This window comes from Roseibium algicola, from assembly GCF_001999245.1.
Lineage (GTDB): Bacteria > Pseudomonadota > Alphaproteobacteria > Rhizobiales > Stappiaceae > Roseibium > Roseibium algicola.
On sequence record NZ_CP019630.1, the window covers coordinates 1,834,276 to 1,857,618 of the forward strand.

The window sequence follows — 23,343 nt, forward strand, 5'->3', positions numbered from 1 at the left end:
GCCTGTGAACCGACAGGCGGCCGTGAGGCGCACGAAAACAAGAACGACCCATAATAACAGTCGCGCCCGGCCGCCGGGTCGGTTTCACATCCAACCATACCCCGTCAACCAGCGCGTTTTCGGCAATCAGCTTTCCAGAATGACATGCGGCACAAACCGCGACAGGTCTTGCGTCACCGGTGCCTTGTCCTCGCGCAGGCAGATGCCCGATGCCTGGCCGCCAATAATCCATGAACCGATCATGACGTAGTCGTCGCCAAATTTCGGCGGTTCCGCATAGGCCTGCAGGATGTGGCCTTCCGCGCCATACCCGCCGGGTGTGCTGAGTTCTTCGGATCCGAGACCGCGCACCGTGATGTTGGCACCCTCCCGACTGAAGAAAGGTTTGCGCACATGCGGGCCCTTCAGGAATGCCTCATCCGCCTCCCCCTCGAAGTAGGACGGCAGCAGGTTCGGGTGGTCCGGAAACATCTGCCAGAGCAGCGGCAGGATTGCCTTGTTCGACAGCACGGCCTTCCAGGGTGGCTCAAGCAACTGTATCGGCGCATCGGGCAGATAGGGGCCGTAATCCTCGCGCAGCATGTCTTCGTAGGGATAAAGCTTGAACAGGGCGTCGATCACGAAACTGTCGGCGTCGGCAAACCGGCCCTCGCCGTCGAGCCCGATCTCTTCCACAGCAACAAAATGCGGTATCAGCCCCGCCTGCCGCGCGCAGTCTTCCAGATAGCGCACGGTTGCACGATCTTCGTCGTGATCCTTCGATGACGCGAAGTGGATGTGATAGCCGGGCGCGAACATGGCGGCGAACCGCTCGATCAGGCGATCCTGAACGGAGTTGAACTGATCGCTGTCGGTCGGCAGAACGCCAGCCGCCATCTGCTGCTCCAGCCAGATCCACTGAAAGAAGCCGGTTTCGTAAAGCGCCGTTGGCGTGTCGGCATTGAATTCGAGAAGCTTTGCTGGCCCGCTGCCGTCGTAGAAGAAATCGAAGCGGCCATAAAGCGAGGGCTGTTGCTGCTCCCAGGAATTGCGGATCCAGGAGCGGTACTTTTCCGGGATCGCCATCTTGTCCATGAGACTGTCGTCACGGACAGCCCGATCGACCAGATCGAGGCACATGCCGTAGAGCTCCTGCGAGGGATCCTCCAAGTCGTCCTCGATCTCGCGCAGAGTGAACTGATAGGCGTGGGTCTCGTCCCAGTACGGTGCGCCGTACATGGTATGAAAGCCGAAGCCGAGGCGCTCGGCTTCGTCCTTCCACCCCGGTCTTTCAGGAACTGCGATCCGCTTCATGGTGCAAGCGGGGCGTCAGAGCTTCGCCAGAAGAGCCTGCACGTCGTTGCGGGCCGGATTTTCCAGGGCCTTGATCTTGGCTTCCAGATCGGCGCCGCTTTCCAGGCGAGCGTCTTCCTCAGCCGCTTCCAGCATGGCCTGCTGTTCCGCCTGGCGCTGTTCCAGGCGTGCGAGGCTGTCGACCGCACTGGCCAGCCGGCCGTCGGAAGCCGTGGTGTTGGTGGAGGCCGCCTTCTGGGCCTTGATCAACGCTTCGTTGGCCTTTGCGCTTTCCATCTTGCGCTGCAGGGTCTCGATCTTGTTCATCGACTGGCGAATGGTGCTGTCCATGCGCTCTTCGGTGGACTTGTACTGATCGAACAGAGCCTGGTCGGCTTCCGCCTTGTCCCGCAGTTTCAGCACGCTCTCGATGATCTCTATGGCCAGCGGCTCGTCGCCCTGTGCCTTGGCACTGCGGGCTGCTTCCGTGCGCCGCTCGATTTCGGTCATCAGTTCGGCGACGGATTTTTCCTTCAGCTTGCGGTTGGCCGCCATGCGCGCCTTCTCGTCCTTGGCTGCACCGATCGCCTGTTTTGCTTCGCGGATTTCCTGTTCCAGGATCGTCATCAGGTTGGCGTCCTGAACGGATTCCGCGGCATTGTGGGCGTGGCCCTTGAACGCCGTAATCAATTTGCCCCAAACACTCATTTTCAAATGTCCTTCTTCAAATTGGCGGCGGGATCAGGCAGCGGCCTTGGGACCGACGTCGGCGGCCAGCTCCAGAGCGCTGTTGGCGATGGTGCGCAATTCCGTCTCGACCGAATCCAGTGTCGAGCGCACGGACATGGCGCCGAAGAGCTCGTAATATTCGCGTCCGTCGATCATATCGATGGACAGGGCGCAGAGCGGCAGCAGCTTCTTGTGATTGCGCAGCATCATCGCCTCGAAGGAGGCCGGGTCCTCCTGGGCATCGCAAGGCCACAGAACCGTGGACGTCAGGATCTGGGTTTCGCCGACAACCATGAACAGGGTGATTTCACCGGCCGAGTGAAGCTGGACTTCCAGCACGCCGGCCTGATCGGAACTGACCGTGCAGCTGATTTCACCTGCCGCGAAGGAATCCGATTGCTCCAGAGCTTCCTTCAGCTCCGCAAGTGTCCAGGGAGATTGCCGCGTACTCATCCAAAGCCCTCCATTTCAAATCCGGTGCCGGGATCCGGCCTCGAACAAGTAGAAGCCCCGTCTAGCCGTTTCAAGCGATTATTCGGAAAGCTATGCCGAATTGACAATAGGGCGGGCTCTGGTCAGAGTAGCCGGCGACCGAAACAGGGGGCAAATTTCAGCGGTGCCAATCCTGCAACTCATCATTTCTCGGCTCTACCAACACGTCCTCGAGCTCAAGCTCTGGCTGCTTGCGACGCTGATATGCGCCTATATGGTGATCTCGTGGATCCTGTTTTTCCTGGCTGGTGAAACAGGCCTGACGGGCAATCCGCTGACCTTCATCTATTTTGCCGCGACAACCGCCTCGACGGTCGGTTACGGCGACCTGTCTCCGTCGACGGAAGCAGGCCGGATGGTGGCCGCCTTCTGGTTCTTTCCGGGTGCGTTGCTGATTTTCTCGGCCGTCCTGGGCCGGTTGACGGGTGTCCTTGTGGAAGGAGTGAGGCGTATGGCTGACGGCAACGGAAACTATGAGCGCGTGCAGAACGCCACGGTGATTGTCGGCTATCACCGGGACAAGACACCCTTGATGGTGGAGAACCTGGTTGCCGGCCAGGACGGAGACGACAAGATCATTTTGCTTGCGGACTCCAAGAACGTGGAAGTGCCGGAGGGCGTACGGCTGATCCGGGCAGAACGCATGGACGCCCTGCAGTCGCTGCGCCGTGCGGCCATTCCAGGCGCGCAGAAAGTGCTGGTCTACGCCGGCTCGGATGCGGAAACCTTCAACACCTGCCTTGCCATTCGCGAACTTAACGAGACCGTTCACATTGCGGCCTATTTCGAGGACCGTGACACCGCCCGGCGCGCAGGCAACCTTGCGCGAATCGAACCGGTGGTGTCGAACGCCTGCGAAGCACTGGTACGCGCTGCGCAGGACCCCGGCGCGGGTCAGATCCTGATGGCCCTGTCCACAGCGGGCCTCGGCGCGACCATTTATTCGGCCATCGTCCAAAGCGGTGGCGGCACCGAAACCGGCAAACTGGAACAGGCCCTTTCAGGCGCCGAAGGTACGCTGATTGCGGTTTCCCAGCCGGACGATCCGGATTTCCTGTTCAGACCTTTCCCCAAGACGTTGAAGACAGGCGGCTCGATCTATTATCTCGCCAACAAACGTCTCGCGGCGGGCGAGATCACGGCCGGTCTGGGGGGAGCTGATGTTCGGATCACTGTTTAACAAGAAGGACAAAGGCTGGCAGCCGCCGGAAGTTCTCGGTCTGACCATCGGCAGAGGCATTTCCTTCGATCCGATCGCGCTTCGCCTGCTGCCTGCCGACAGTCTGATCGAACGTCCCGACACCACGCTGATGATCACCGCCCAGGGGCATTGCGACCTTGGCGAACAATCGCACATGCATCGTTTCTATCCTGACGACGACCGCTTCCTGATCCAGTTTCAGGGCGGCGACGGCAAGAACGACGAGCGGGTCGACGAGATCATGCTGTGGTACTTCTATGACGTGCAGTACCCGACCGGCGACACCGAGTGGAACCGGGTGAAATCCGCGATCCGCCAGACGAGCTTTTCACTGCCGGGCGAAGATCGCGACTACCGTTTCGAGCGGGCCTGGTTCGATACGTCGACTGCGCCGGAAGATCCGATGACCTACTGGGAGGAAGTGTGCGACGACCGCGAAGGCCGCGGAAGGCGCAAGATCTTCCAGACCGCCATGCTTTTTGCCCGCCCCCTGCAGGACGGCCGGGACGAAATGCTGCTCGTCAACATGGAAGAGCCGGAAAATGCGGAACGCAGCGTCGCGTTCATGCTAGGCTTCCCGCTTGAGCGGCACAATTTTTCTGTCTGAACTGAATAGTGGAGACCAATATGGCAGACCTTCAGGCGTCCCTTTCAGGCATCGTTCCTTTTATTGCCTATTTCATTACAGCCATCGTCATGCTGCTGATTTTCATGAAAATCTATACCGTCATGACCCCGCATGACGAAATGGCGTTGATCAAGGAAAACAACGTTGCCGCTTCGGTGGTCTTCAGCGCGGCCTTCCTCGGCTTTTCGCTGCCTCTGGCCAGCGCCGCGGCGAATTCCGTGAGCATCATCGACTTCATCATCTGGGGCATCATCGCCTGTGCCGCACAGCTTGTGGTCTACCAGGTCTTCCGCCGGTTCTTCCCGAAGGTCACGGACCGGATCAAGGGTGGTGAAATGGCGATCAGCACCAATCTTGCTGCCATTTCGCTGACAGTCGGCCTGCTGAACGCCGCCTGCATCACCTACTGACCGAGGCGGTACGGGCCGCCCTGCGCTGATGCCCCGAACCGTATCACGCAAAGCATTTCATCAGACCGTTTGAAGGTCGGGAGAAAATTCATGAAACGCTCCAAGTCGATCAAGCTGGTGGTCATGGCAACGACGACCGTGACCATTGCAGGCTGCTCGGACGAACCGACGCTGGATGGCCGGGTCTACAAGACCGAGGCGGAATGTGTCGCCGACAGCTACGTCCCGGACGAGGTTTGTGTCGAGGCAATTACCGCCGGCAAGTCAATCCACAAGGCCTCCGGACCACGCTATGACACCGTCAACCTGTGTAACGAGCAACACGGCAACAACGTTTGCGCCTACGACAGTGCCACCGACGGATCTTCCTACTACACGCCGTTTCCGGCAGGTTATTTCCTGGCAGGGGCATTGACCGGCGCCGTTACCAACCAACTGATCCAGAGCAACGTGCGCCCGGTCTATCCGGAACGCGGCAGCAAACGCTACTACACATCCGGCGGCTATTACGTCGGCAGTTATGGCGGCGGCAGCTGGCGTACCTATGACGATGCGGTGAAGACGCCACCCAAGCCGGCAAAAGTCCAGACAAGGACTTCCGTCGCTTCACGTGGCGGGTTCGGCAGCCGGTCGAGTTCCGGGTTCCGCGGCGGGTAACGGCCGACAGAAGGTAACCGGCATTCAGGTACTGCAGCACACACGCGGTGATCTGTTGCCAACCCCGGCGCGTACCATTGCCAAAGCGTGAGGGTGTTGAAATGTACCGGCTTCTTTCTTTCGTCTGGTGTCTGGCGGCAACGTGCCTTTGTGCCGTTGCTCAAGCCAAGGACCTTGAGGGCCAAAGCGAAGCAGCTCAGTCGGCCCATGCCTTCACCTTCGAAATGCCCTATGGCGAACCGATTGCGCTCAAGGATTATGCCGGCAAGGCAATTCTGATCGTCAACACGGCAACGGAATGCGGCTTCAGCGGACAACTGGCCGGCTTGCAGAAGCTGCATGAAACCTATTCGGACCGCGGCTTGCTTGTGCTCGGGGTTCCGTCCAACGATTTCGGCGGCCAGGAACCGCGCGCCGACGGCGACATCGCAAAATTCTGCGAAGCCAAGTACGGTGCCGAATTTCCACTTGCCGCCAAGACGGTCGTGAAGGGCGAAAAGGCCCATCCTTTTTATCGATGGGCCGCAAGCGAGCTTGGCCCCACGGCACGCCCCTACTGGAACTTCCACAAGTATCTCGTCGGGCCAGACGGCAGCATCCTTGCCTGGTTCCCGACGCCTGTGCCGCCGACTTCATCGGACGTGACCGCCGCGATCGAGAAGGCCCTGCCCGGATCCTGATCCTGATCCCTGGAAGCGATCAACAGCACCTTTTCAAACGAAGCGAACAACTCGCTATCAGGCGTGTACGCCCTCTTGCGGACGGCTGTCCTTCAGAAGGCGCGTCTTCCCAAGAAGAACACCCCGCTCTTTATCCCTTCTGATTATCTCCCACTCCGCGGCGTGGCTGCGTGTCTGGCTGGCTGGCTGGAAATTGTAACTTTGACATTGCCTGGCCACGTGGATTGCGTTAGGCAGTTTTAGTAATGTAATAACATTACGAATCAATTTGATACTTTCCCTCCCCCAATCAGCAGAGGATCAGATCCATGCAATCACGGTTTGGCAGGCTGGCGGGCGCATGTGCGCTCATAGCGTCGTTTCTCGTGGCAGCTCCCATCCAGGCGCAGGAAGCCAAGGACAACTCGGCTAAACACGACCATTCGCACAAGCATTCACATGATCACTCGAGTGATGCCGAGCGGCAGATTTACAAGGGTTACTTCGAGGACAGCCAGATCCAGCCGCGTCAGCTCACCGATTGGCAAGGCGAATGGCAATCCGTCTATCCATACCTTCAGGATGGAACGCTCGATCCAGTCATGGCGCACAAGGCCGAACATGGCAGCAAGTCGGCTGAAGAGTACAAAGCCTACTACGAGACGGGCTATCGCACCGATGTCGAACGGATCGTGATCGGCGCGGACAGCGTGACCTTCCAGACCGAAGCCGGCGCCTTCGAAGGGCAGTACATTGCCGATGGCTTCGAGATCCTGAACTACGAAAAAGGCAATCGCGGCGTCCGCTTCATTTTCAGGAAAACCGCAGGTGATGATAGTGCCCCGACCTTCATCCAGTTCAGCGATCACCGGATCGCACCGTCGAAGTCCGATCACTATCATCTTTACTGGGGTGAAGACCGGCAGGAAATCCTCAAGGAACTGACCAACTGGCCGACCTATTATCCGGCGGCATTGAACGGAGACGAGATCGTCCATGAAATGACGGCTCACTGAGACTGCGCATGAGCTGAAATTGACGATGGGCGCCGTCTGGTCACCAACATCGGCTCCGCGCCCATCGCTTCGTCCCGGTTTCGGGCGGCGTTTGCTGTCTGGCTGACAAAGTCATCCTCTGCCAACCAAAGCTTGAGCCACATCAACGCCTGTATTGCGGTCCGCGCCTAGGCTGCCTGACGTGATTTCCGGCAACATGGAGATGATGTATGGCCGTTTCCGACTGGAACGAATTCGTTGCACAAACCGATGAACGCATGGCCGCCGTGCGCAAAGGCATTCCGGAGGTCGCAAAAGGCTTCGGATCCCTGGCGAAAGCCGCGACTGCTCCCGGCGCGCTCGACGCAAAAACCAAGGAACTGATCGCGCTGGCCATCGGCATTACCGCGCGCTGCGACGGCTGCCTTGCCTACCACGCTCGTGCCGCAGCACGCCTCGGCGCGAACAGGGACGAGATCCTCGAAGTGATCGGCGTCTCGGTCTATATGGGCGGAGGTCCGTCCATGATCTACGGCGCTGAAGCACTGGCGGCTTTTGACGGGCTGAAGGACGACGACTGAACGATGCCTGTCCTGTGCGTTCAGGACATCCGTTCATCTCGTTTTCACTTCCCCTTCCAGGAGGGCTGTTGCAAGGGCTTCACAAGCTCTGGATTCAGCCCGTTTGCTGCGTACCAGGATGATGTCCAGCGGCTCCAGTGGCGGCAGACCTCGGTCCTGATCTACACGTTCCACTGTTGGGGGAACCGCCATCTGCACGACGGCGGCAACGGCAAGGCCCGCCTCTACAAGCGTGACCAGCGCTGAATGGCTGAAACTGGAATAGGCGGAGCGGTATCGCAGGCCGCTGCGGCCCAGCGCCGCCAGGGTCACTGTCCGAGCCTGGCTGCCAGGCTCGTAAAGGGCTACGGGGAGCGGGTCTCGCTCCAGCGCCTGACCATCGCGAGAGCTGATCCAGACCATCGGCTCCCGGCGGATCAGACGCCCTTCCGTGCCGCCCGTACGCGTAACGATCGCCAGGTCGATCTTGCCGTCATCGACCTGCGGCAGCAGTGCCGTCGACTGGGCACAGACGACATTCAGCTCCACACGTGGAAACAGACTTGCGAACCGTCGCAAAACATCCGGCAGCATGGCGGCAATGTAATCGTCCGGCGCACCGATGGTGACCGTGCCTTCCATATCGGGCCTGCGAAAGGCTTCCACCGCCTCATCATGCAGGCGCAGGATCCGTCTGGCGTAACCTTCCAGCTCCTCTCCAGCGCGCGTGAGCGCGAGGTTGCGTGTATCGCGCACAAACAACGGCTTGCCGATGCGGTCTTCCAGCCGCTGGATCTGCATGGACACGGTCGCAGGTGACTTGTGCACGCGCGTTGCCGCGCGAGAGAAGCTCATCGCGTCGACACAGGCGAGAAAGGTTCGCAGAAGAGCGTGATCGAGCTGCATTATTCTTCAACTTTTTCAACAAGTATCTTCAGATTATATCGTTTGACCAAACAATGAAAGAGGCCTCAATTTACAGTCCAGCGGCGGAAATGCGTCGATGTTGTATCAGTTTGCGGTGTGCAATCGCCGCCAGTCAGGACACGTCCCATGACCAGACAGACGGAAGGCATGATCGGCCTTATCGCGGCGCAGACCCTGCTTGGTACAATCGGACTATGTGTTCTGGAAAGCGGTGCGGACCCCGTTACCGTCGCCTTCTATCGATGCGCGATCGGAGGCCTGGCCCTGGCTCTCTACTGCTGGTATCGGGGTGATCTTGCCCGGCTTGCCAGACTATCGCCGCGCATCCTGGCCATGGCTGTTGTGAGCGGCGTTCTGATGGCAGGCAATTGGGTGTTGTTCTTCGAAGGTATTCAGAGAACCGGCATTGCCGTTGCCACCATCACGTTCCACATCCAGCCGTTTCTCGTGGTGGTTCTGGGCGCCTTCGTCTTTCGGGAAAGGCTACAGGCGGTCACCCTCCTGTGGATCGGTCTCGCGCTGGTCGGCCTTGCACTCGCCACCGGGCTGAGCGGAATGGAACTGACGGCAGACCGGTCCTATCTCCTTGGCCTCGCCGCGACACTGGCGGCCGCATTTCTTTATGCCGGCGTGACGATCATCGCCAAGGGACTGACAGGAATTTCCGCTCCACAACTTGCCACCGTTCAGTTTGCCACCGGCACCTTGATGCTGGCAGCCTTCAGCCCGGCCGGTCCACTGACCCTATCGGCAGACCAATGGGGATGGCTGGCGATCATCGGCCTCGTTCATACAGGCGGTGTTTATGTCGTGCTCTACAAGGCCTTGCCGAAACTGACGACGCCAGTCATTGCCGTGCTGCTGTTCCTTTATCCGGCCAGTGCGGTTCTGGTGGATGCTCTTGCCTACGGCCATCTGATCAGCGCACTGCAACTTGCTGGCCTGGGGCTCATCATCCTGTCCAGCCTTGCGGTTACGCTGCGGTGGGGCGTCCGGAGACTGACCACAGCCGCCGATGCACAGCTTGTACCGCCCGCCTCCCGCTAGCGCTCGCGCATCTGTCCCGTCACGGCTCGTATTTCACATAGGCAAAGCGCCTGCTGTCCGGGGCCCAGGAGGGAACATTGAGCGTTCCCTGGCCGCCGAAGAGTGACCGCAGGATACGCGGAGTACCACCGTCGACAGACATCAGGCGAAGCTCGACCGGCCGATTGGCCGGGTGTCCCGTCGTGCCAGCCTCATAGGCAAGATAGGCAACAAACCTGCCGTCGGGCGAAGGATGCGGAAACCAGTTGACCCGCTCGTCGCTTGTCATCTGCTGCAAGTCGCTGCCGTCCAGCCTGATGCGCCAGAGCTGAACAGATCCCGATCTTTCACCGTTGAACCAGATCCACTTGCCGTCAGGCGTATAGTCCGGTCCGTCGCAATGGTCGAAGTCACGGGTGACCTGTTTTTCCGCGCCACCGTTCTGGCCAATCGTGAACACCTGGAAGGTGTCGCCGGTTTCCGGCCTTTTGCCGACGTAGGCAAGTGTCTCTCCGTCCGGTGACCAGCCGTGCCAGTAGGATGGTGTCTGCGAAGTAATCCGCCGTGGCACGCCGCCTGTTACCGGTAACGTGTAGATGCAGCTTTCCCCTGTCTCTGTCCCGTCGCTGACCGCCAGCATCGTTCCATCCGGTGACAGGCCGTGGTCATTGTTGAGGGCTTTGGCAAAGCCTGTGTCGATCTCGATCAACGCCGGATTGTCGAGCGGGAAGCGGTAGAGCCGGCCACCACCGTTGACAATCAGTGCGGCCCCGTCAGGCGTCCAGTTGGGCGCTTCCAGATGGCGGTCCGTTTCGTACAAAACGGTTTCCGTCCCGGTTTCAATATCGATCGTTGCAAGAATGCTTTTCATCATCTGCTCCAGATTTCTCCGGAGCTTGGCACGGGATAGCCCTTCGGAGAAAGGCCGGATATGGTGCCCAACAGCTGACCCGCGCTGCTGATCCAACATGCTGTTAGGCAGCAGCAGTTCGATTGGTACCCCTGAACAAGCACCTCGCTCAATCGCCAGCTGGCCCCCGGGAGGTTGCCCGCTGAACAAGATGTACATCGCATACCCTGACCTGCTGCGGCAGATCCGGGTTTTCCAGACGTTGCATCAGCAGATCGAGCGTCGCTTCACACAGGTCATGACGGCTCTGGGAGAAAGTGGTCAGGTCGTAAGCCTTCCACGCGGCTTGGGGAATGTCGTCGTAGCCGACCACCTGAATGTCCTGCGGCACGCGCAGCCCGTGGATATGGCGCAGGCCGTCAAGTACCCCCAGCGCCAGGTAGTCAGCTGTACAAAAGACGCCGTCGACCTCGCTGCGCACCCGGTGAACGAATTCCGCGGCCGCCAGTCCGCCGTCATAGGTCTGTGCGCCCCAGGCGATCCGTATCACCGGCACACCACCGTCATTGGCCGCCTGTTCGAATGCGAGCGCGCGGCCGTTGATGGAGAAGGACGAGCGTTCCGGCGTGACGACCGCCAGCTTTCGACAACCGCTTGCGATCAGGTGTTCATACGCTTTCCGGCCACCGTCCTCGAAGGCGGTCACGACCCGGTCGACCGGTGCTCCCGGGTCACGCTTGTTGACCACCACCAGAGGCACACCGTTTTCAAGACATTCGATGCAGATCTCTTCCGGTGGGGTATCGGACGTGACGATGACCCCGGCGACACTGTATTGCAGCAGGGACCCGATCAGGTCGGCTACATCCGTTGATTTTTCTCCCCGCAGCAGGATCGGCCTGAACCCGCATTCCAGCAGCCCCTTGGACAGAAGGTCTATCTGCTCCGAGCGGAACGGATTGTCGAGATCGGCGGCGACGACGCCCACCAGGTCGGACTTCTGCTTGTGCAGCGAACGGGCCAGCACGTTGACCCGATAACCGAGTTCACGCGCGGCTGCGATCACCTTGTCCCGGGTTTCCTTGGAGACGCTGGCACCGTCGGTGAAGGTTCTGGAAACAGCCGACCGTGACACGCCCGCCAGGCGAGCGACGTCGAAGGAATTGACTGTTTTCTTGTGACCAGGAGCGTCAGGCATGTTTCTTCCGTTTATATGCTTTTACCGAGCATCCGGGCGACGAGAAAGGGCTCATTCACGTTGAAGAGATCCGGCTTCAAGGCCAGCAGGCGTTTGATCTCGGAAGGGTCGTTGCCCATGTAGGCGATCATCGCCTTGCGCCCGGCCGCCCTCACCGCCTCAAAGGCTGCCGGACCGGCATTCGTCGCATTGAATTCGACTATCCCGGAACGGAAGGTGGAGAGACACGTGTCGAGGGATTCGAAATCCTCCGCCCGGACCATCAGTTTCGCTTGCGGAAAGGCATCGTGAATGGCTCGCAGTCTCCCGACATCATGAGCCCAGAAGAACACGTCTTCGGCCGCCATCATTCGCAGTACCTTGGACACCGTATGGTGCGGATCCGCCAGTTTCAGCTCGACATAGAGCTTGCCGCCCATTCGCAGTGCCGTTTCCAGAACCGCACACAGGGGCGGGATGCTTTCTCCTTCGAAAAACGGATCGAACTTGCGGCCGGCATCCAGCAATGCCAACTCCGCACCCGTCTTTTCCGCGATTGCACCACTGCCACTGGTGGTTCGGTCCAGCGTGGCGTCATGATGGACGACAAGCTGCCCGTCCGCCGTTTCCTGGACATCGATCTCGACATAGTCGAAACCTGCTGCCCAGGCAGCCTTTGCCGAAGCCAGAGTGTTTTCCGGAGCCACCTTGCAGGCCCCCCGATGGCAGACGATTTCCGGGCTTGTGACAGCCGAGCGGGCGAACCTTGCGACCATTTCCGGCTGATCCGAACAGATACCGAGGATCGGCATCTTCACCAGAGCTTCGACCACATCGACACGCTCTTCATGCCAGGTCACCACCGGCAGGCCGCGCTCTCTTGCCCTGGCGAAGAACGCTTCATCCAGCAAACGGTCCGGCCGTTGCCCCGCGCGCTCCCAGCAGGGATGGACGATTTCGGCGCCGCACTGATCGGCAATCGGAAAAGGATCCTTGCCCACCCCGACCAGAATGGACACGGGATAGGGACAGCCGCCGGCGATCAGTTCGGATGCATAGTCAGGTGTGTTTGCGCCAACGATCACCCGCTCGATCCGGTGATCCAGAAGCTCCGCGATGGCCAGCGAGGCCGCCTCGCCTTCCTTGGCATCCAGATAGATACCCGCGCCGAGACGGGCTGCAAGCCCGGCAATCTGCGAGAACAGGGGGGCTTCACGGCCAGCCTCGGCGGTCAGAGCCTGCAGCCGGGCGGCGGTCACGTCGGCAACCTTGTGGTCAAGTCCGCAGATTGCCTTGAGGTCTTCATCGTGAAAGGCAACCGGGACCCTGTCCACGGTCAGCCGAACATCGACCTCCCACATGTCCGCCCCAAGCTCATGGGCGATTTCATATGCCCGCAACGTGTTGTCGAAGGCGTAGGCACTGGCACCACGGTGGGCGATGGAAAGCGGAACGGATCTCGGTTCGCCGAGCCAGGCGCGGCCCGGCTTGAAAGCTTGCAATGCTGTTTCCATCAGAGCCTGCCGCCGTCCGGACCAAAGGCAAGAATGCGGTCTTCCGCAATGCCCCAGGTGACCTCGTCACCCAGCTTGTAATTGCCGCCATGTGGCTGGATCGACCGCAGCACGGCACCGTTTTCCAGGGTAACGTCGTAAAGCTCTTCCCGGCCCTGGATCTCGACGAAGCTGACCTTGCCGGTCACCTTCAGCGGGTGGTCCGGCTGAAAGAACTCCGGACGAATGCCGAGACGCATCGGCGCGCCGTGACCGGGCGCCGCAATACCGGACGGGATCGGCAGTTTGACCTTCGAGTTTGCCAGGCGGAAACCACCCTCTTCCGTTGCCCCGTCCAGAAACGCGATCGGCGGATTGCCGAGGAAGCCTGCGACGAAGTCCGACGAGGGGTTGTCATACATTTCCGAAGGGCTGGACAGTTGAACGATCTCGCCCTTCTTCATGATCGCGATCCGGTCGCACATGGACATGGCTTCGACCTGATCGTGTGTGACAAGTACCGCGGTAATGCCGGTTTCCTGCTGAATACGCCGGATCTCCGAGCGCATTTCCAGACGCAGTTTCGCATCGAGGTTTGCCAGAGGCTCGTCGAGCAACAGAATGTCGGGCTCACGAACCAGTGCCCGTGCCAGGGCCACGCGCTGCTGCTGACCACCGGACAGCTGCACGGGGCGGCGCGCCATCAACTCTCCGATCTGGACGAGACTGGCGATCTCCTGGACCTTGCGGTCAATATCGGCCTTGTTCTCCCGGCGCACCTTCAGCGGAAACGCGATATTCTCGTGGACGGTCATGTGCGGGTAGAGCGCATAGTTCTGGAATACGACGCCGACGTTGCGTTGCTGCGAGGGAACGGTCGTGACGTCCCTTTCGCCAAACAGAAGACGGCCACCGTCCATGCGGTGAATGCCGCACACGGCAAACAGCGTCGTGGATTTGCCGCAGCCGGAAGGCCCGAGCAGGGCCAGCATCTCGCCGCTGTCGATCGTCAGGGACATGTTGTCGATGACGGTGGTCTCACCAAATTTCTTGGTGAAGTTTTCAAGTGCGATACGCATCAGCCTTTCGTGCCTCCGCCGTAGATGTTCATGAGTTTGCGGTTGAAAACCACGTAGATGAAAATGACCGGAAGGGCGTAGAACAGCCCGATGGACTTGAAGAGGTTGAAGTCCGGCTTGCGGTCGTCCGCGATGATGTTCTGGAGATAGGTTGCCAGCACCTGCGACGCGCCACTGGGCGCCAGAACCTGCGGCAGGATGAATTCCTTCCAGGCTTCCAGGAAGGAGAACAGCGCCAGAGCAGCGATGCCGGGCTGCACCTGAGGCAGAACCAGTTTCCACCACACGGTGAAGCGGCTGGCGCCGTCGGTGATGCCCGCCATTTCGATTTCCCAGGGCACGGTGTCGTAAAAGCCCTTCATGATCCAGATGCCGAGCGGCAGCTCCAGAGCCGTCTTGACCAGGATCACGCCGATCAGCGTGTTGTAGAGGCCGCTCATCTGCAGCATCAGGAAGATGGCGATGATCAGGGTCACCGTCGGGAAGGCGTGCAGGGTCAGGACGCCGCCAAGGAAGAACTTGCGGAACGGCATGTTCAATCGGGACAGAGCGTAGCCTGCCGTCAGCGACACCATCACCACGATCAGGCTGGTGGAACCGGCAAACAGGAAGGTGTTGGCCGTGACCGGCCAGATGCTTGCCCGACCGGTTTCAGGCGTTTCGAACAGGAATTTCCAGTGTTCGAGGGTGAAGCTGTCCGGCAGGAGGGAACCTGCCGTGGTGTCGGTGAATGTGTCCACCACCAGGTAGAAATACATTAGCACCAGTGGCAGCGACAGGATGCTGAGCAGCACCAGGACAGGCCAGACGCGGAAGTTGGGTCTCATGTCCGTCTCTCCCCTATTGCTCGATACGCGGCTTGGCCACGAGTTCGTTGAAATTGAAGAGGCGCAGATAGATCAGCGATGCGGCAATACCGATGACGACCAGGACCATCGCCAGCGCAGCCCCGAGACCGTATTGCAGAACGCCGCCATAGTTGTTCAGCGCGGTGTGGAAGGTGTAGAGCGCCCACACTTCGGTTGCCTTGCCCGGTCCGCCGTCCGTCGACAGGTAGATGTAGTCGAAGGAGGTCAGCAACGAGAGCGTCTGGTAGGCGGTGGTGAACAGGATCGGCCATCTGAGTTGCGGCAGAATGATGTAGCGGATCTGCTGGAGACGATTGGCGCCATCCACTTCGCTTGCATGCAGCATGGTTTCGGGAATTGCCTTGATGGCGCTGGAAAACAGGATCATGCCGAGCGACGCCCCGACGAAACCGTTGATGAGGATAACAACCACCCAGGCATTGATGTCCGAATGCAGCATCCAGTTTCGCGGCGGCACACCGAAATTGGCCAGAAAGCTGGACAGGAAACCGGTGTCCCAGGCCATCCATTTCCACATCATCACGTAGATGACCGGCGGCAGGATGCGCGGCAGGAACCAGATCGTCCGGAAAGTGGTTGCGGCCGCGGCCGGCAGATAGAAGGTCGTCACAGCCAGGAAGAGACCGAATCCGATGTTGAAGGACAGCGTCAGCGATACGTAGATCAGCGTGTTGCCGGCCGCCCGGAGCGAAGACGGCAGCGAGGCGATCAGGCTGTAGTTTTCCGTCGTCCAGACCCAGCCGGTGTAGGCGGTCCTGGCAAGCTGGTCGGTTTCGCTTTCCGGAAGGCCGAGCCCCAGCTCGCCAATGCCCGTCATGAAGGCTTCTTCCGTTTCAAAGCGCGTGTTGAGGATCGAGCGCTTGAAGAGATCGGCGGCTTTCTTCAGATCGCGTGTCGAGCGCGGCCGTTCCTTCAGGCGCTTCAGTTCGCGCTCCAGGTCACGCCGGCCGGCAAAACTCTTGCCGGACAAGCTGGCTTCGATCTCCTGCGCGAAAGCCTTGCCATATTCGGATTCGACGGCTGCGATACCGGCCGCGTCGATCTTGTAAGTGTCCTCGGCCAGACGATCTGCCGTGGCTTCCGGAAACCCCTGGTCCTTGAGCATCCGGATCGTGCGTTCCGTAACCTCATAGGCACCGCCGGAAGAAATGCCGGTACCGGAACTCATGCTGGTGAAGGAAAACATCATTGTCAGCGCCACCGGCGCCAGAAACAGAAACACAATGATGAAGAGCGCAGGGGCCATGAACCCCAGCCCGAGCAGGTGCGCGCGTCGCATCTTGTCCCCTTGAAATGTAAGCCGGGCGGCGGACCGCCCGGCAAGGCAGATGGAGGATGGATGGCTTAGCGGACGATCAGGTCGTCGCCGAGCACGGCCGTCATTTCCGCTTCCACTTCGGCAACTGCGTCAGCCGGAGACTTCGTGCCGGTCCAGGCTGTTTCCAGACCCTTGAACATGATCTCCGAGAACTTGCCGTAGTTCGGGTTGTTCGGCTGTGCATTGGCGTGCGGCAGCAGGCGACGGGTCGCTTCGGCCGCCCAACGGTCGTTGGCGTAAAGCTCGATGTTGGATTGCTCCCGGGCGATGCCCAGGTGTGCAGACTTGATCGCGTGCAGCGTGTTGATGCGCGGTTCGGACGCGATCTTGATCAGCTGTGCGGCGATCTCGATATCGTCTTCATCATCCTGCTTGGTGAGCAGATAGGCCAGCGGATGGGTGATGGTGTTGGCCTGCCCGTTTTCATTGCCTGCCGGAATGAGCGAGAACTGGATGTTGCCGAAGAAGTCGTCCAGGCCTTCCTTGCCGGTGTAGCGGGCATAGTGCCAGGTGCCGCCGTGCCACAGGGCCGCCTTGCCGGATGCCACTTCCGCATACCACTGGTCCCACTCGGTGCCGATGTGGTTCTTGCGGGTCACCTTCGCTTCGACAGCATCCACGAAGAACTGGTAAAAATCGGTCATCGCCTGTTTGTCGAGGATCAGTTTACCGGTTTCGCTGTCCATCAGTTCGCCGCCGAAGGACTGGTAGAACTGGGCGTAGTCCGGACCGTTGGAAACGCGCGGATAAAAGCCGTAGCCTTCTTCGACGATTTCCATGTCGACGGCTTTCTTGGCGTCTTCCAGTACGTTCTGGAGCGTGTATTCGCCGGCTTCGACCTTGGCCGGAAGCGCGTCGATCTCTTCATCCGTGTAACCGATCTTCTTCATGGTTTCGCGCCAGAAGAAGAACGGACGGCTTTCGGCATCCTGCGGCAGACCGTAGACGACGCCGTTGTAGGTCGTGATATCGAGCAGGTTTTCGTAGATGTTGTTGATCGGCCAGGTGTCCATGTCGACATAATCCTCGACAGGAACGATCAGGCCGGACTGGCTCCAGGGAGCGATATCCAGGTGGCTGGTCACAACAATATTCGGGGCGCTGCCGGCTTCAGCGGCCAGGGTCACGGCCTGCTTGAATTCCTCCCAACCGGCAAAGTCACGCTTCTTTTCGACAGTGATGTTCAGGTCTTCACCAGCAATCGCATATTCGCGGGACAGGATGTCAGCTGCCATCTCGATTGCATCGAGACGGTAGACGTCGCTGTCATTGGAACCGCCTGCCCAGACGGTGATGGTGAGGTCTTTTGCCAGGGCGTCTCCGGCAAAAGCCGCGGTGGTGAGAGCCAGGACGGCAGCCGCTGTGGACTGGCGCAGTTTGGAAACGAGAATGCTCATCGTATTTCGCCTGCTGTCTGTGTTGCGACACCTCCCTCCCGGAAGTGCCATGTGGAAAGAATAAACATGTTTTGCACACGTGTGCAAAGCAGGTTCTAGCGGGCGGGTATTACGGGCATGTGACAGCGTTGCGAATTTCAGGAGCCGGACAATGCGACAACCCTGGCTTCATCTTGATCATAAAAGCCGATCACGACGGCGAGACGACAGACGGTGGGGCGCTTTACTCGGCCTTGATGATTTTTGGCTATAGCAACACCCCGAACAACAATTTTCATGACCTTCCGGCTTCTGAGAAGCCGGACCAGCGGGGAGTTGAACCCATAAAGCGCCTTGTTATCGATTTGGACGGAACCCTGACCCTGGCAGACACGTCCGACTACAGGAACGTCTCACCGAACCTGCCCCTCATCGAGAAGCTGCGGGAGTACAAGGAACAGGGCTTCGAGATCGTGATCCAGACCGCACGCAACATGCGGACTCATGAGAACAATGTCGGCAAGATCACGGCGCACACGGTGCCGATCATCATAGAGTGGCTGCAAAAGCACGACATTCCCTACGACGAGATCTTCGTCGGCAAGCCCTGGTGCGGACATGAAGGATTTTATGTAGACGACCGCGCCATCCGGCCGGACGAGTTCGTCCGCATGTCAAAATCGGAGATCGACAACCTGCTCGACAACGCACCGAAAAACTGACGTCTAAACAGGCTTCGCAGTCGGCTGCCCGCGAAGCCTGTCTATCTTCTAGCCGGCCGATTTATCGGTGTTACAGGTTCTGACCGTCCTGACCTTTCTTTCGGTAGACGGTCCAGGAAGGGCTGCTGGCAGCTTCTTCGTAGTGCTCCTGCACATAAGGCCGGTAGATTTCCCAAAGCGCTTCTCCGGACGGGTCGCCATGACCCAGGATCACGAATTCCGCATCGGAGAAGAACTCTTCTTCCGGCTGGTGGATCTCTTTGGAAAAGGTTCTGCCATTGTGGAACCAGATCGGCACCCTGGCGGGTGAAGGCTTGTTGAGAAGGGCCGGAAACGGATTGGCGAAGTTGAGTGCCAGTACCGGCCCGGCATCCGGATCTGCAGCCCCGACTTCCTGCAGCAGGCTGAAACCATCCAGCATCCTGTTGTAGTCGACGGTTACTTCCTCATCAGGCTGTTCCAGCCAGCGCGGATGCAGCACGAAGCCTGCCTGCCCGGTGTTGGCCAGCCGTTCGTCTGCCGGATACTGCCGGCTTTGCAGGAATTGCGCGACCATGGCACCGCCATCACGGGCCGGATAGATGAGGGCGATTGCAATGGTGAGGACCGACAGGATCTTCAGCGTCAGAGCCTTCGACTGTCTTTCGACGGAGACCGCCGCTGTTTCCCCCTTGCGGAAAAGTCCGGCCCACTGTGCGGCGATGATCGGAAGCATGGCATAGACCGGGCTTTCCGACAGCCAATGGTTCTGCATGAGAATGACGCAGGCCATGGCAGCGGCGACCAGGATCAGGACCACGGGCGTGAAGCGTTTGGGTTCAGCACTGTTTTCGCACAGCAGGAGATAAAGCACAGCGCTGCCGATGGCCCAGACCGCAGCCTCCCCAAGCTGGGTAATCAGCTTGATGATGCGCCAGGTTTCCTTGGCAAATCCGGAGACGGTCTTTATGTCCGCAAGGTTCGCGCTGACCTGGCCCGTCACCAGCTCTGCGGCCGCAAGCGACGCCGCAAGGCCGATCAAGACCACAACAGCATGCTTGATCGAGACGTTCCGGAACACCGTTGCCGCGACCAGCAAGCCCACGAGGGCGGCGCCGAATGTGACCTTGATCAGAAAGACGACGGCAATCGAAAAGCCCAGCAGAAAAGCCTCCGGCACACCCCTGCGTCCAGGAGGACAGCAAAAGGCCACGGTTACAACAGCTGCAAGGGCCGCCGCCCAACGGTTATAGGGGGCAAGCCAGCTCATGCTGGTCTGGGCAAAGATCATGTCCGGTTCGCGCGGTGTCACGACTGTCGCAACCGCGACCAGCAGAACGAGGCCAAGCGTGCCGAAACTCACCTGTCGCGTCAGAGTGAGAACCGCCAGAACGAAGGTTCCAAGCCCGAATATGGCACTTGCCAGGGGAACCGAAGTCGCATCCTGCGGGCGCAGCTCGACAGCGATCCGGAAAACCCAGTCATAGACCGGTCCGATCGGACTGAAATAATCGACGCTGGAGGCCTGACCATAGGCAGATTTGTTTGCCGTATCGAAGGCGGTCCAAAGGTCGTGCAGGTAACGCTCGTGATCAAAGAACAGGTGCGGCAGCGTCGCGCTGACGGCAATCAGCACACCGGCGGCCAACAGGCCAAGCAAGCCGATAAAGCCGGAGGCATAGTCCTTTCGCAAATACCAGACTGCGACAAGCACCGGAAACAGCAAGATGGCAAAGGCATAAGTCGAAAGGGCAATCATTTGGCAATCGTCCACTTTGCTGCGGAAGGCGGCGGAGAGGCAATGAACGCCTCCAGTTGCTCCGGCGTACCGAGCATTCCGACATCCTCGAACGCCAGCTGGCTGATGGAGACAGCCGCCCCATCCGCGATGATCTGGTTGTACATCGGCGCGATGTAGCGCTCGCCCTTCTCCTCGCCGCTGTTGCGGAAGAAGCGGGCATAGACGTCCCGGTAGCGGGCGACACTGTCGAACCAGTAGAGGCCGACGGTCGCATGATCGGAAATGCGTTCCTTTTCGCGAAGCTCCACCACACGTCCATCCGCATCGGTGCGTGCGAAGGACCAGCCGTTACCCGGTCCGGGAAAACACGGCACATGCCCGGCACAAACCGCCGGGTCTGCCGGCTTCATCGCACCCGGCGCCACGTAAGTGTCGATGTTGAAGATGGCGAGTGGCTGGTTTTCCGAAGCCGTGGCAACAAGTTCCAGAGCCGTTGTCGCCTGGCCGTCGGTGAGTTCGTCAAGCTCGACGATGCCGTCAACCTGAATGCCGAGCGCCTTGCAGCGGGCTATCAGGAAATCCGGCGCGTTCAATCCGCTGCGCACGGCAAAGCAGAACGACCAGCCCGCCTCGCGGTAGGCCTCCATCGAGAGCATGGACCAGTCGAACAGGGGTCGGCCGAGCGCCTCGATTTCATACTTCGGACGGTCGTAGCCCGCCTTGGTGAAACGGCTGCCCATCCCGGCCATCGTAATCGCTACTACGCCGCTCATCAGCTGGCCTTTCTCTGCCGTTTCTGTCCGCTTTCAAGCTGATCGAGGATCGAGGCCGCGATCAGCGCAAAGCCGACAAGTTTGTCGGGGTGGTCGGTGTGAAGCGGCAGCATCGACAGGAACAGTGACAGTTCGACCGCACGTACATGGGCGATGTCGAGGCCTTCCGCCTCCAGCCTGTCGCAGAAGTGCCGCTCGGCCCAATCCGCGGGAGGCGCGATCGTCCAGTCGAGTTCCAACCGCAGTTCCTTGTTCAGATAGACGCGGAACAGGCCGTTGTTGACGTAGTCATAGCAGCCCAGAATGGAGTGACTGATCTTGGCGACATCATAAAGCGGATGCATCATCGCATCATCCGCGGACAACGCTCCGCGCGGATCGATCAGCCGCATCAGCCCGATCCGCCTGTCGAACAGGACGTTGGAAAAGCACGGATCGCCGTGGGAAAACACCAGCTGATCCGTGGTTCCGACCGCCTTTCGAATGAAGGGGCGTGCCTGCTCCAGCATGTCGGGCAACCCACCGCGCGGGCCGGCTTTTTCCAGAATCTGGTTGGTCTGTCTGCCGCGCTCCGTCTCCAGGAACCCCGCCAGCCGCCTGTCCAGTTTTTCCAGGATCTGGGTTTCGGCCCGGGCCCGGTCTTTCTTTCCCGGCGTTCTTGCGTTCAGGTAGTTGAAGATCTGATCGAGCAGGACCTTGAAATCACCTTCCGTGAACGAGTGATGCACCCATTGCAACGCCGCATCCGGGATCGCCAGATGCTCCATCTGGTAGCCGGCCTTCTTGCCGTCTTCCCAGAACCCGAACGTGGGCAGCAGGAAACGTTGCAGTTCAGGCGGTGCGGCATGGAAGAAGCCGTGCTCGGCACGCATTTTTGCAATGTCGGTGGACTGCTTGTGAAAGACGCTGTCTTCCGAACGGGCGGAATTGAAATGCCGAAGTTCCGTCGCACCGGACAGAAACAGCATCAGGTTGCGCGGCTCGCGGATATCGATGAAGCGGGCGTGATCCGTGATGATCTCGGTACGATCGCGCAACGACAGCAGCAGGAGACGGCGGGCCTCAGGCGTTTCCGCGCATAGAAGCGACGCGGCTTCGGCATGGAACAGAACGGCGACGGCCTCATCGTCGATGACCGGGCTGGCGAGCATGGTCTTCAAGGCGTATCCGGCCTTGCGCACCAGCACCGAAAAGCCTTCCGGATCGAGCGGCGGCAGACAGAGCGGCACGCGCAGATAGATTGCCGCGTCGCCCCGGTCGCGGATGCGGTCTGCAAGCTCGACACCGCTTTCAGGCGACATCAGGTGTTCCACCGTTTCCGCGCCGGCCTCCAGGGACATGGCCGTCAGTTCTTTCGCCAGTGTCTGGCGGCGGCGCATGATGTCGGAGAACCGGACTTCGCCAAGCGCGGCCCGCACGCTTTCTGCCGGCGGATCCCGGTCGTCTAGGATTACGGAAAGTGCTTTCGTCATAAGGCACCGGTCCTGTTCTGGGCACGTAGCGGTTCGTTGCGCACTCGCGGAAGGTAGATCCACATGGCAAGCGGCCAGACCAGCGCAAGGGACAGAAGACACAGGCTGCTCCAGGCGCCGATGGCGCCCTGGAAACTGGCAACCGGCCCCTCGAACACCCGCTCGGCCAGAAGCACGATCCCGCTGGTTTCGACAAAATTGGCGGAGGTGTATGCCAGCACAGTCGCCGCCAGGGCTTCCAGGCCCCAGATGACCATGGACATGACCAGCAGCACCGGTCCCTGTACGCGGAAAAGATCGGCCCCGCGTGTCGTGATCTGACGCAATCCGTCCAGCTGACCCAGGTGCCGCAGGGAATTCGGATTCCGGTGGTTCAGAACCACATAATGTTGCACGGCCCGCAGGATGCCGGGGCCAAGCACGAAGACGACAAGGCCCGCCAGCACTGCAAGGCTGGTGACGGCCAGAAGGACCATCGGCCCGGTGGCCAGCGGACCGTGGTAGGCATAAACGACGACGAGCAGGACGAAGATCATCAACCCGTCGAAAAACCGCTCCAGAAGGATGATGATCAGCGCGCCGGGAAAGCTTTTGCCCAGATACCAGAGCTGGTGCAGCCTCAGGATCTCGCCAAGCTTGAACGGAATGACGAGTGCACCCGGGCTGGTCACCAGATGCAGCAGCGCGCTGGAGCGCCCGGAAATGCCGAGCAGCCGCGAGGCCATGATCGCAAGACGAACAGCCCGCACACAATGCGAGCCGAGATAGATGCCGCCTGCAACAAAGAGCGCCTGCCACGGCTTGCCCGCAAGCTCACCCAGCCCCTGCTCGGCCAGCCACCAGATTGCGAGACCGAACGGCAGGAACAGGACCGCGTAATGCAGAGCTAGGCCGGCCGGCAACCTGGCCTGCCGCAAGCGTGAGGATGTCCGCACAGA

At 60.0% G+C, this 23,343-nt stretch carries 24 protein-coding genes; 9 read left to right on the top strand and 15 right to left on the bottom strand.

From position 1 onward, the window contains the following. Positions 1 to 126 precede the first annotated feature (126 nt). Genes B0E33_RS08590 through B0E33_RS08600 form a run of 3 tightly spaced genes read right to left on the bottom strand, consistent with a single transcriptional unit; the run spans position 127 to position 2,454 of the window. Positions 127 to 1,293, bottom strand: a complete 1,167-nt coding sequence (locus tag B0E33_RS08590; protein WP_077290959.1) for a glutathionylspermidine synthase family protein — start codon at positions 1,291 to 1,293, stop codon at positions 127 to 129. A gap of 15 nt (positions 1,294 to 1,308) precedes the next feature. Continuing rightward, on the bottom strand, positions 1,309 to 1,980 hold the full coding sequence (locus tag B0E33_RS08595) for a PspA/IM30 family protein (protein WP_022998922.1): 672 nt from the start codon (positions 1,978 to 1,980) through the stop codon (positions 1,309 to 1,311). A gap of 33 nt (positions 1,981 to 2,013) precedes the next feature. Continuing rightward, the gene (locus tag B0E33_RS08600; RefSeq protein ID WP_022998923.1) at positions 2,014 to 2,454 is read right to left on the bottom strand and encodes a YjfI family protein; all 441 of its coding nucleotides are present in this window, start codon (positions 2,452 to 2,454) and stop codon (positions 2,014 to 2,016) included. A 163-nt stretch (positions 2,455 to 2,617) separates the two neighbouring features. Here B0E33_RS08600 and B0E33_RS08605 point away from each other — a divergent pair, with 163 nt between their 5' ends. From B0E33_RS08605 to B0E33_RS08635, 7 genes are all read left to right on the top strand, one after another. Beyond that, complete coding sequence (locus tag B0E33_RS08605; protein ID WP_077290960.1) at positions 2,618 to 3,673, top strand: ion channel; 1,056 nt, start codon at positions 2,618 to 2,620, stop codon at positions 3,671 to 3,673. After that, positions 3,654 to 4,301, top strand: a complete 648-nt coding sequence (locus B0E33_RS08610; protein ID WP_022998925.1) for a DUF2491 family protein — start codon at positions 3,654 to 3,656, stop codon at positions 4,299 to 4,301. Before B0E33_RS08605 ends, B0E33_RS08610 begins: the two co-directional genes overlap by 20 nt. 20 nt (positions 4,302 to 4,321) lie before the next feature. Continuing rightward, positions 4,322 to 4,732 (top strand): DUF350 domain-containing protein, encoded by a 411-nt coding sequence (locus tag B0E33_RS08615; protein WP_022998926.1) that lies wholly within the window; start codon positions 4,322 to 4,324, stop codon positions 4,730 to 4,732. Between the two features lie 90 nt (positions 4,733 to 4,822). After that, on the top strand, positions 4,823 to 5,389 hold the full coding sequence (locus B0E33_RS08620; protein WP_022998927.1) for a DUF1190 domain-containing protein: 567 nt from the start codon (positions 4,823 to 4,825) through the stop codon (positions 5,387 to 5,389). A 101-nt stretch (positions 5,390 to 5,490) separates the two neighbouring features. After that, positions 5,491 to 6,069 carry a glutathione peroxidase gene (locus tag B0E33_RS08625; protein ID WP_077290961.1) on the top strand — a complete coding sequence of 193 codons (579 nt, stop codon included), beginning with the start codon at positions 5,491 to 5,493 and terminating at the stop codon, positions 6,067 to 6,069. 308 nt (positions 6,070 to 6,377) lie between these two features. Further along, positions 6,378 to 7,064, top strand: coding sequence for a ZinT family metal-binding protein (locus tag B0E33_RS08630; RefSeq protein WP_077290962.1), 687 nt, complete (start codon positions 6,378 to 6,380; stop codon positions 7,062 to 7,064). Between the two features lie 209 nt (positions 7,065 to 7,273). Then, positions 7,274 to 7,624, top strand: coding sequence for a carboxymuconolactone decarboxylase family protein (locus B0E33_RS08635; RefSeq protein WP_022998930.1), 351 nt, complete (start codon positions 7,274 to 7,276; stop codon positions 7,622 to 7,624). A 33-nt stretch (positions 7,625 to 7,657) separates the two neighbouring features. Here B0E33_RS08635 and B0E33_RS08640 read toward each other — a convergent pair whose 3' ends face one another. Further along, positions 7,658 to 8,509, bottom strand: coding sequence for a LysR substrate-binding domain-containing protein (locus B0E33_RS08640; protein ID WP_077290963.1), 852 nt, complete (start codon positions 8,507 to 8,509; stop codon positions 7,658 to 7,660). Positions 8,510 to 8,656: 147 nt separating this feature from the next. Between B0E33_RS08640 and B0E33_RS08645 the strand changes: the two genes are divergently transcribed. After that, complete coding sequence (locus tag B0E33_RS08645; protein ID WP_077290964.1) at positions 8,657 to 9,577, top strand: DMT family transporter; 921 nt, start codon at positions 8,657 to 8,659, stop codon at positions 9,575 to 9,577. A 19-nt stretch (positions 9,578 to 9,596) separates the two neighbouring features. Here B0E33_RS08645 and B0E33_RS08650 read toward each other — a convergent pair whose 3' ends face one another. The 7 genes from B0E33_RS08650 to B0E33_RS08680 form a co-directional block, all read right to left on the bottom strand. Beyond that, positions 9,597 to 10,427: a TolB family protein gene (locus B0E33_RS08650; protein WP_077293196.1), complete on the bottom strand. Its 831-nt coding sequence runs from the start codon at positions 10,425 to 10,427 to the stop codon at positions 9,597 to 9,599. Positions 10,428 to 10,575: 148 nt separating this feature from the next. Continuing rightward, entirely contained in the window at positions 10,576 to 11,604 is a 1,029-nt protein-coding gene (locus B0E33_RS08655) for a LacI family DNA-binding transcriptional regulator (protein ID WP_077290965.1), read from the bottom strand. An 11-nt stretch (positions 11,605 to 11,615) separates the two neighbouring features. Beyond that, positions 11,616 to 13,097, bottom strand: a complete 1,482-nt coding sequence (locus tag B0E33_RS08660; protein ID WP_077290966.1) for a glycerophosphodiester phosphodiesterase — start codon at positions 13,095 to 13,097, stop codon at positions 11,616 to 11,618. Beyond that, complete coding sequence (locus tag B0E33_RS08665; protein WP_077290967.1) at positions 13,097 to 14,155, bottom strand: ABC transporter ATP-binding protein; 1,059 nt, start codon at positions 14,153 to 14,155, stop codon at positions 13,097 to 13,099. The genes B0E33_RS08660 and B0E33_RS08665 overlap by 1 nt, the downstream gene beginning before the upstream one ends. Next, on the bottom strand, positions 14,155 to 14,982 hold the full coding sequence (locus B0E33_RS08670) for a carbohydrate ABC transporter permease (protein ID WP_022998937.1): 828 nt from the start codon (positions 14,980 to 14,982) through the stop codon (positions 14,155 to 14,157). The genes B0E33_RS08665 and B0E33_RS08670 overlap by 1 nt, the downstream gene beginning before the upstream one ends. Positions 14,983 to 14,995: 13 nt before the next feature. Next, positions 14,996 to 16,303, bottom strand: a complete 1,308-nt coding sequence (locus B0E33_RS08675; protein ID WP_077290968.1) for a carbohydrate ABC transporter permease — start codon at positions 16,301 to 16,303, stop codon at positions 14,996 to 14,998. 65 nt (positions 16,304 to 16,368) lie between these two features. After that, positions 16,369 to 17,739, bottom strand: a complete 1,371-nt coding sequence (locus B0E33_RS08680; protein WP_022998939.1) for an ABC transporter substrate-binding protein — start codon at positions 17,737 to 17,739, stop codon at positions 16,369 to 16,371. Between the two features lie 173 nt (positions 17,740 to 17,912). Between B0E33_RS08680 and B0E33_RS08685 the strand changes: the two genes are divergently transcribed. Beyond that, positions 17,913 to 18,440 carry an HAD family hydrolase gene (locus B0E33_RS08685; RefSeq protein ID WP_228148070.1) on the top strand — a complete coding sequence of 176 codons (528 nt, stop codon included), beginning with the start codon at positions 17,913 to 17,915 and terminating at the stop codon, positions 18,438 to 18,440. Between the two features lie 70 nt (positions 18,441 to 18,510). Here B0E33_RS08685 and B0E33_RS08690 read toward each other — a convergent pair whose 3' ends face one another. From B0E33_RS08690 to B0E33_RS08705, 4 genes are read right to left on the bottom strand one after another with little or no spacing between them, the layout of a single operon-like run. Then, complete coding sequence (locus B0E33_RS08690) at positions 18,511 to 20,178, bottom strand: hypothetical protein (protein ID WP_077290969.1); 1,668 nt, start codon at positions 20,176 to 20,178, stop codon at positions 18,511 to 18,513. Beyond that, a complete protein-coding gene (locus tag B0E33_RS08695) occupies positions 20,175 to 20,933 on the bottom strand; it encodes a glycosyltransferase family 2 protein (RefSeq protein ID WP_077290970.1) in 759 nt (252 codons plus the stop codon). The genes B0E33_RS08690 and B0E33_RS08695 overlap by 4 nt, the downstream gene beginning before the upstream one ends. Next, positions 20,933 to 22,405 (bottom strand): hypothetical protein, encoded by a 1,473-nt coding sequence (locus B0E33_RS08700; protein WP_077290971.1) that lies wholly within the window; start codon positions 22,403 to 22,405, stop codon positions 20,933 to 20,935. Before B0E33_RS08700 ends, B0E33_RS08695 begins: the two co-directional genes overlap by 1 nt. Further along, positions 22,402 to 23,340 (bottom strand): lysylphosphatidylglycerol synthase domain-containing protein, encoded by a 939-nt coding sequence (locus tag B0E33_RS08705; RefSeq protein WP_167579509.1) that lies wholly within the window; start codon positions 23,338 to 23,340, stop codon positions 22,402 to 22,404. The genes B0E33_RS08700 and B0E33_RS08705 overlap by 4 nt, the downstream gene beginning before the upstream one ends. Positions 23,341 to 23,343 lie beyond the last annotated feature (3 nt).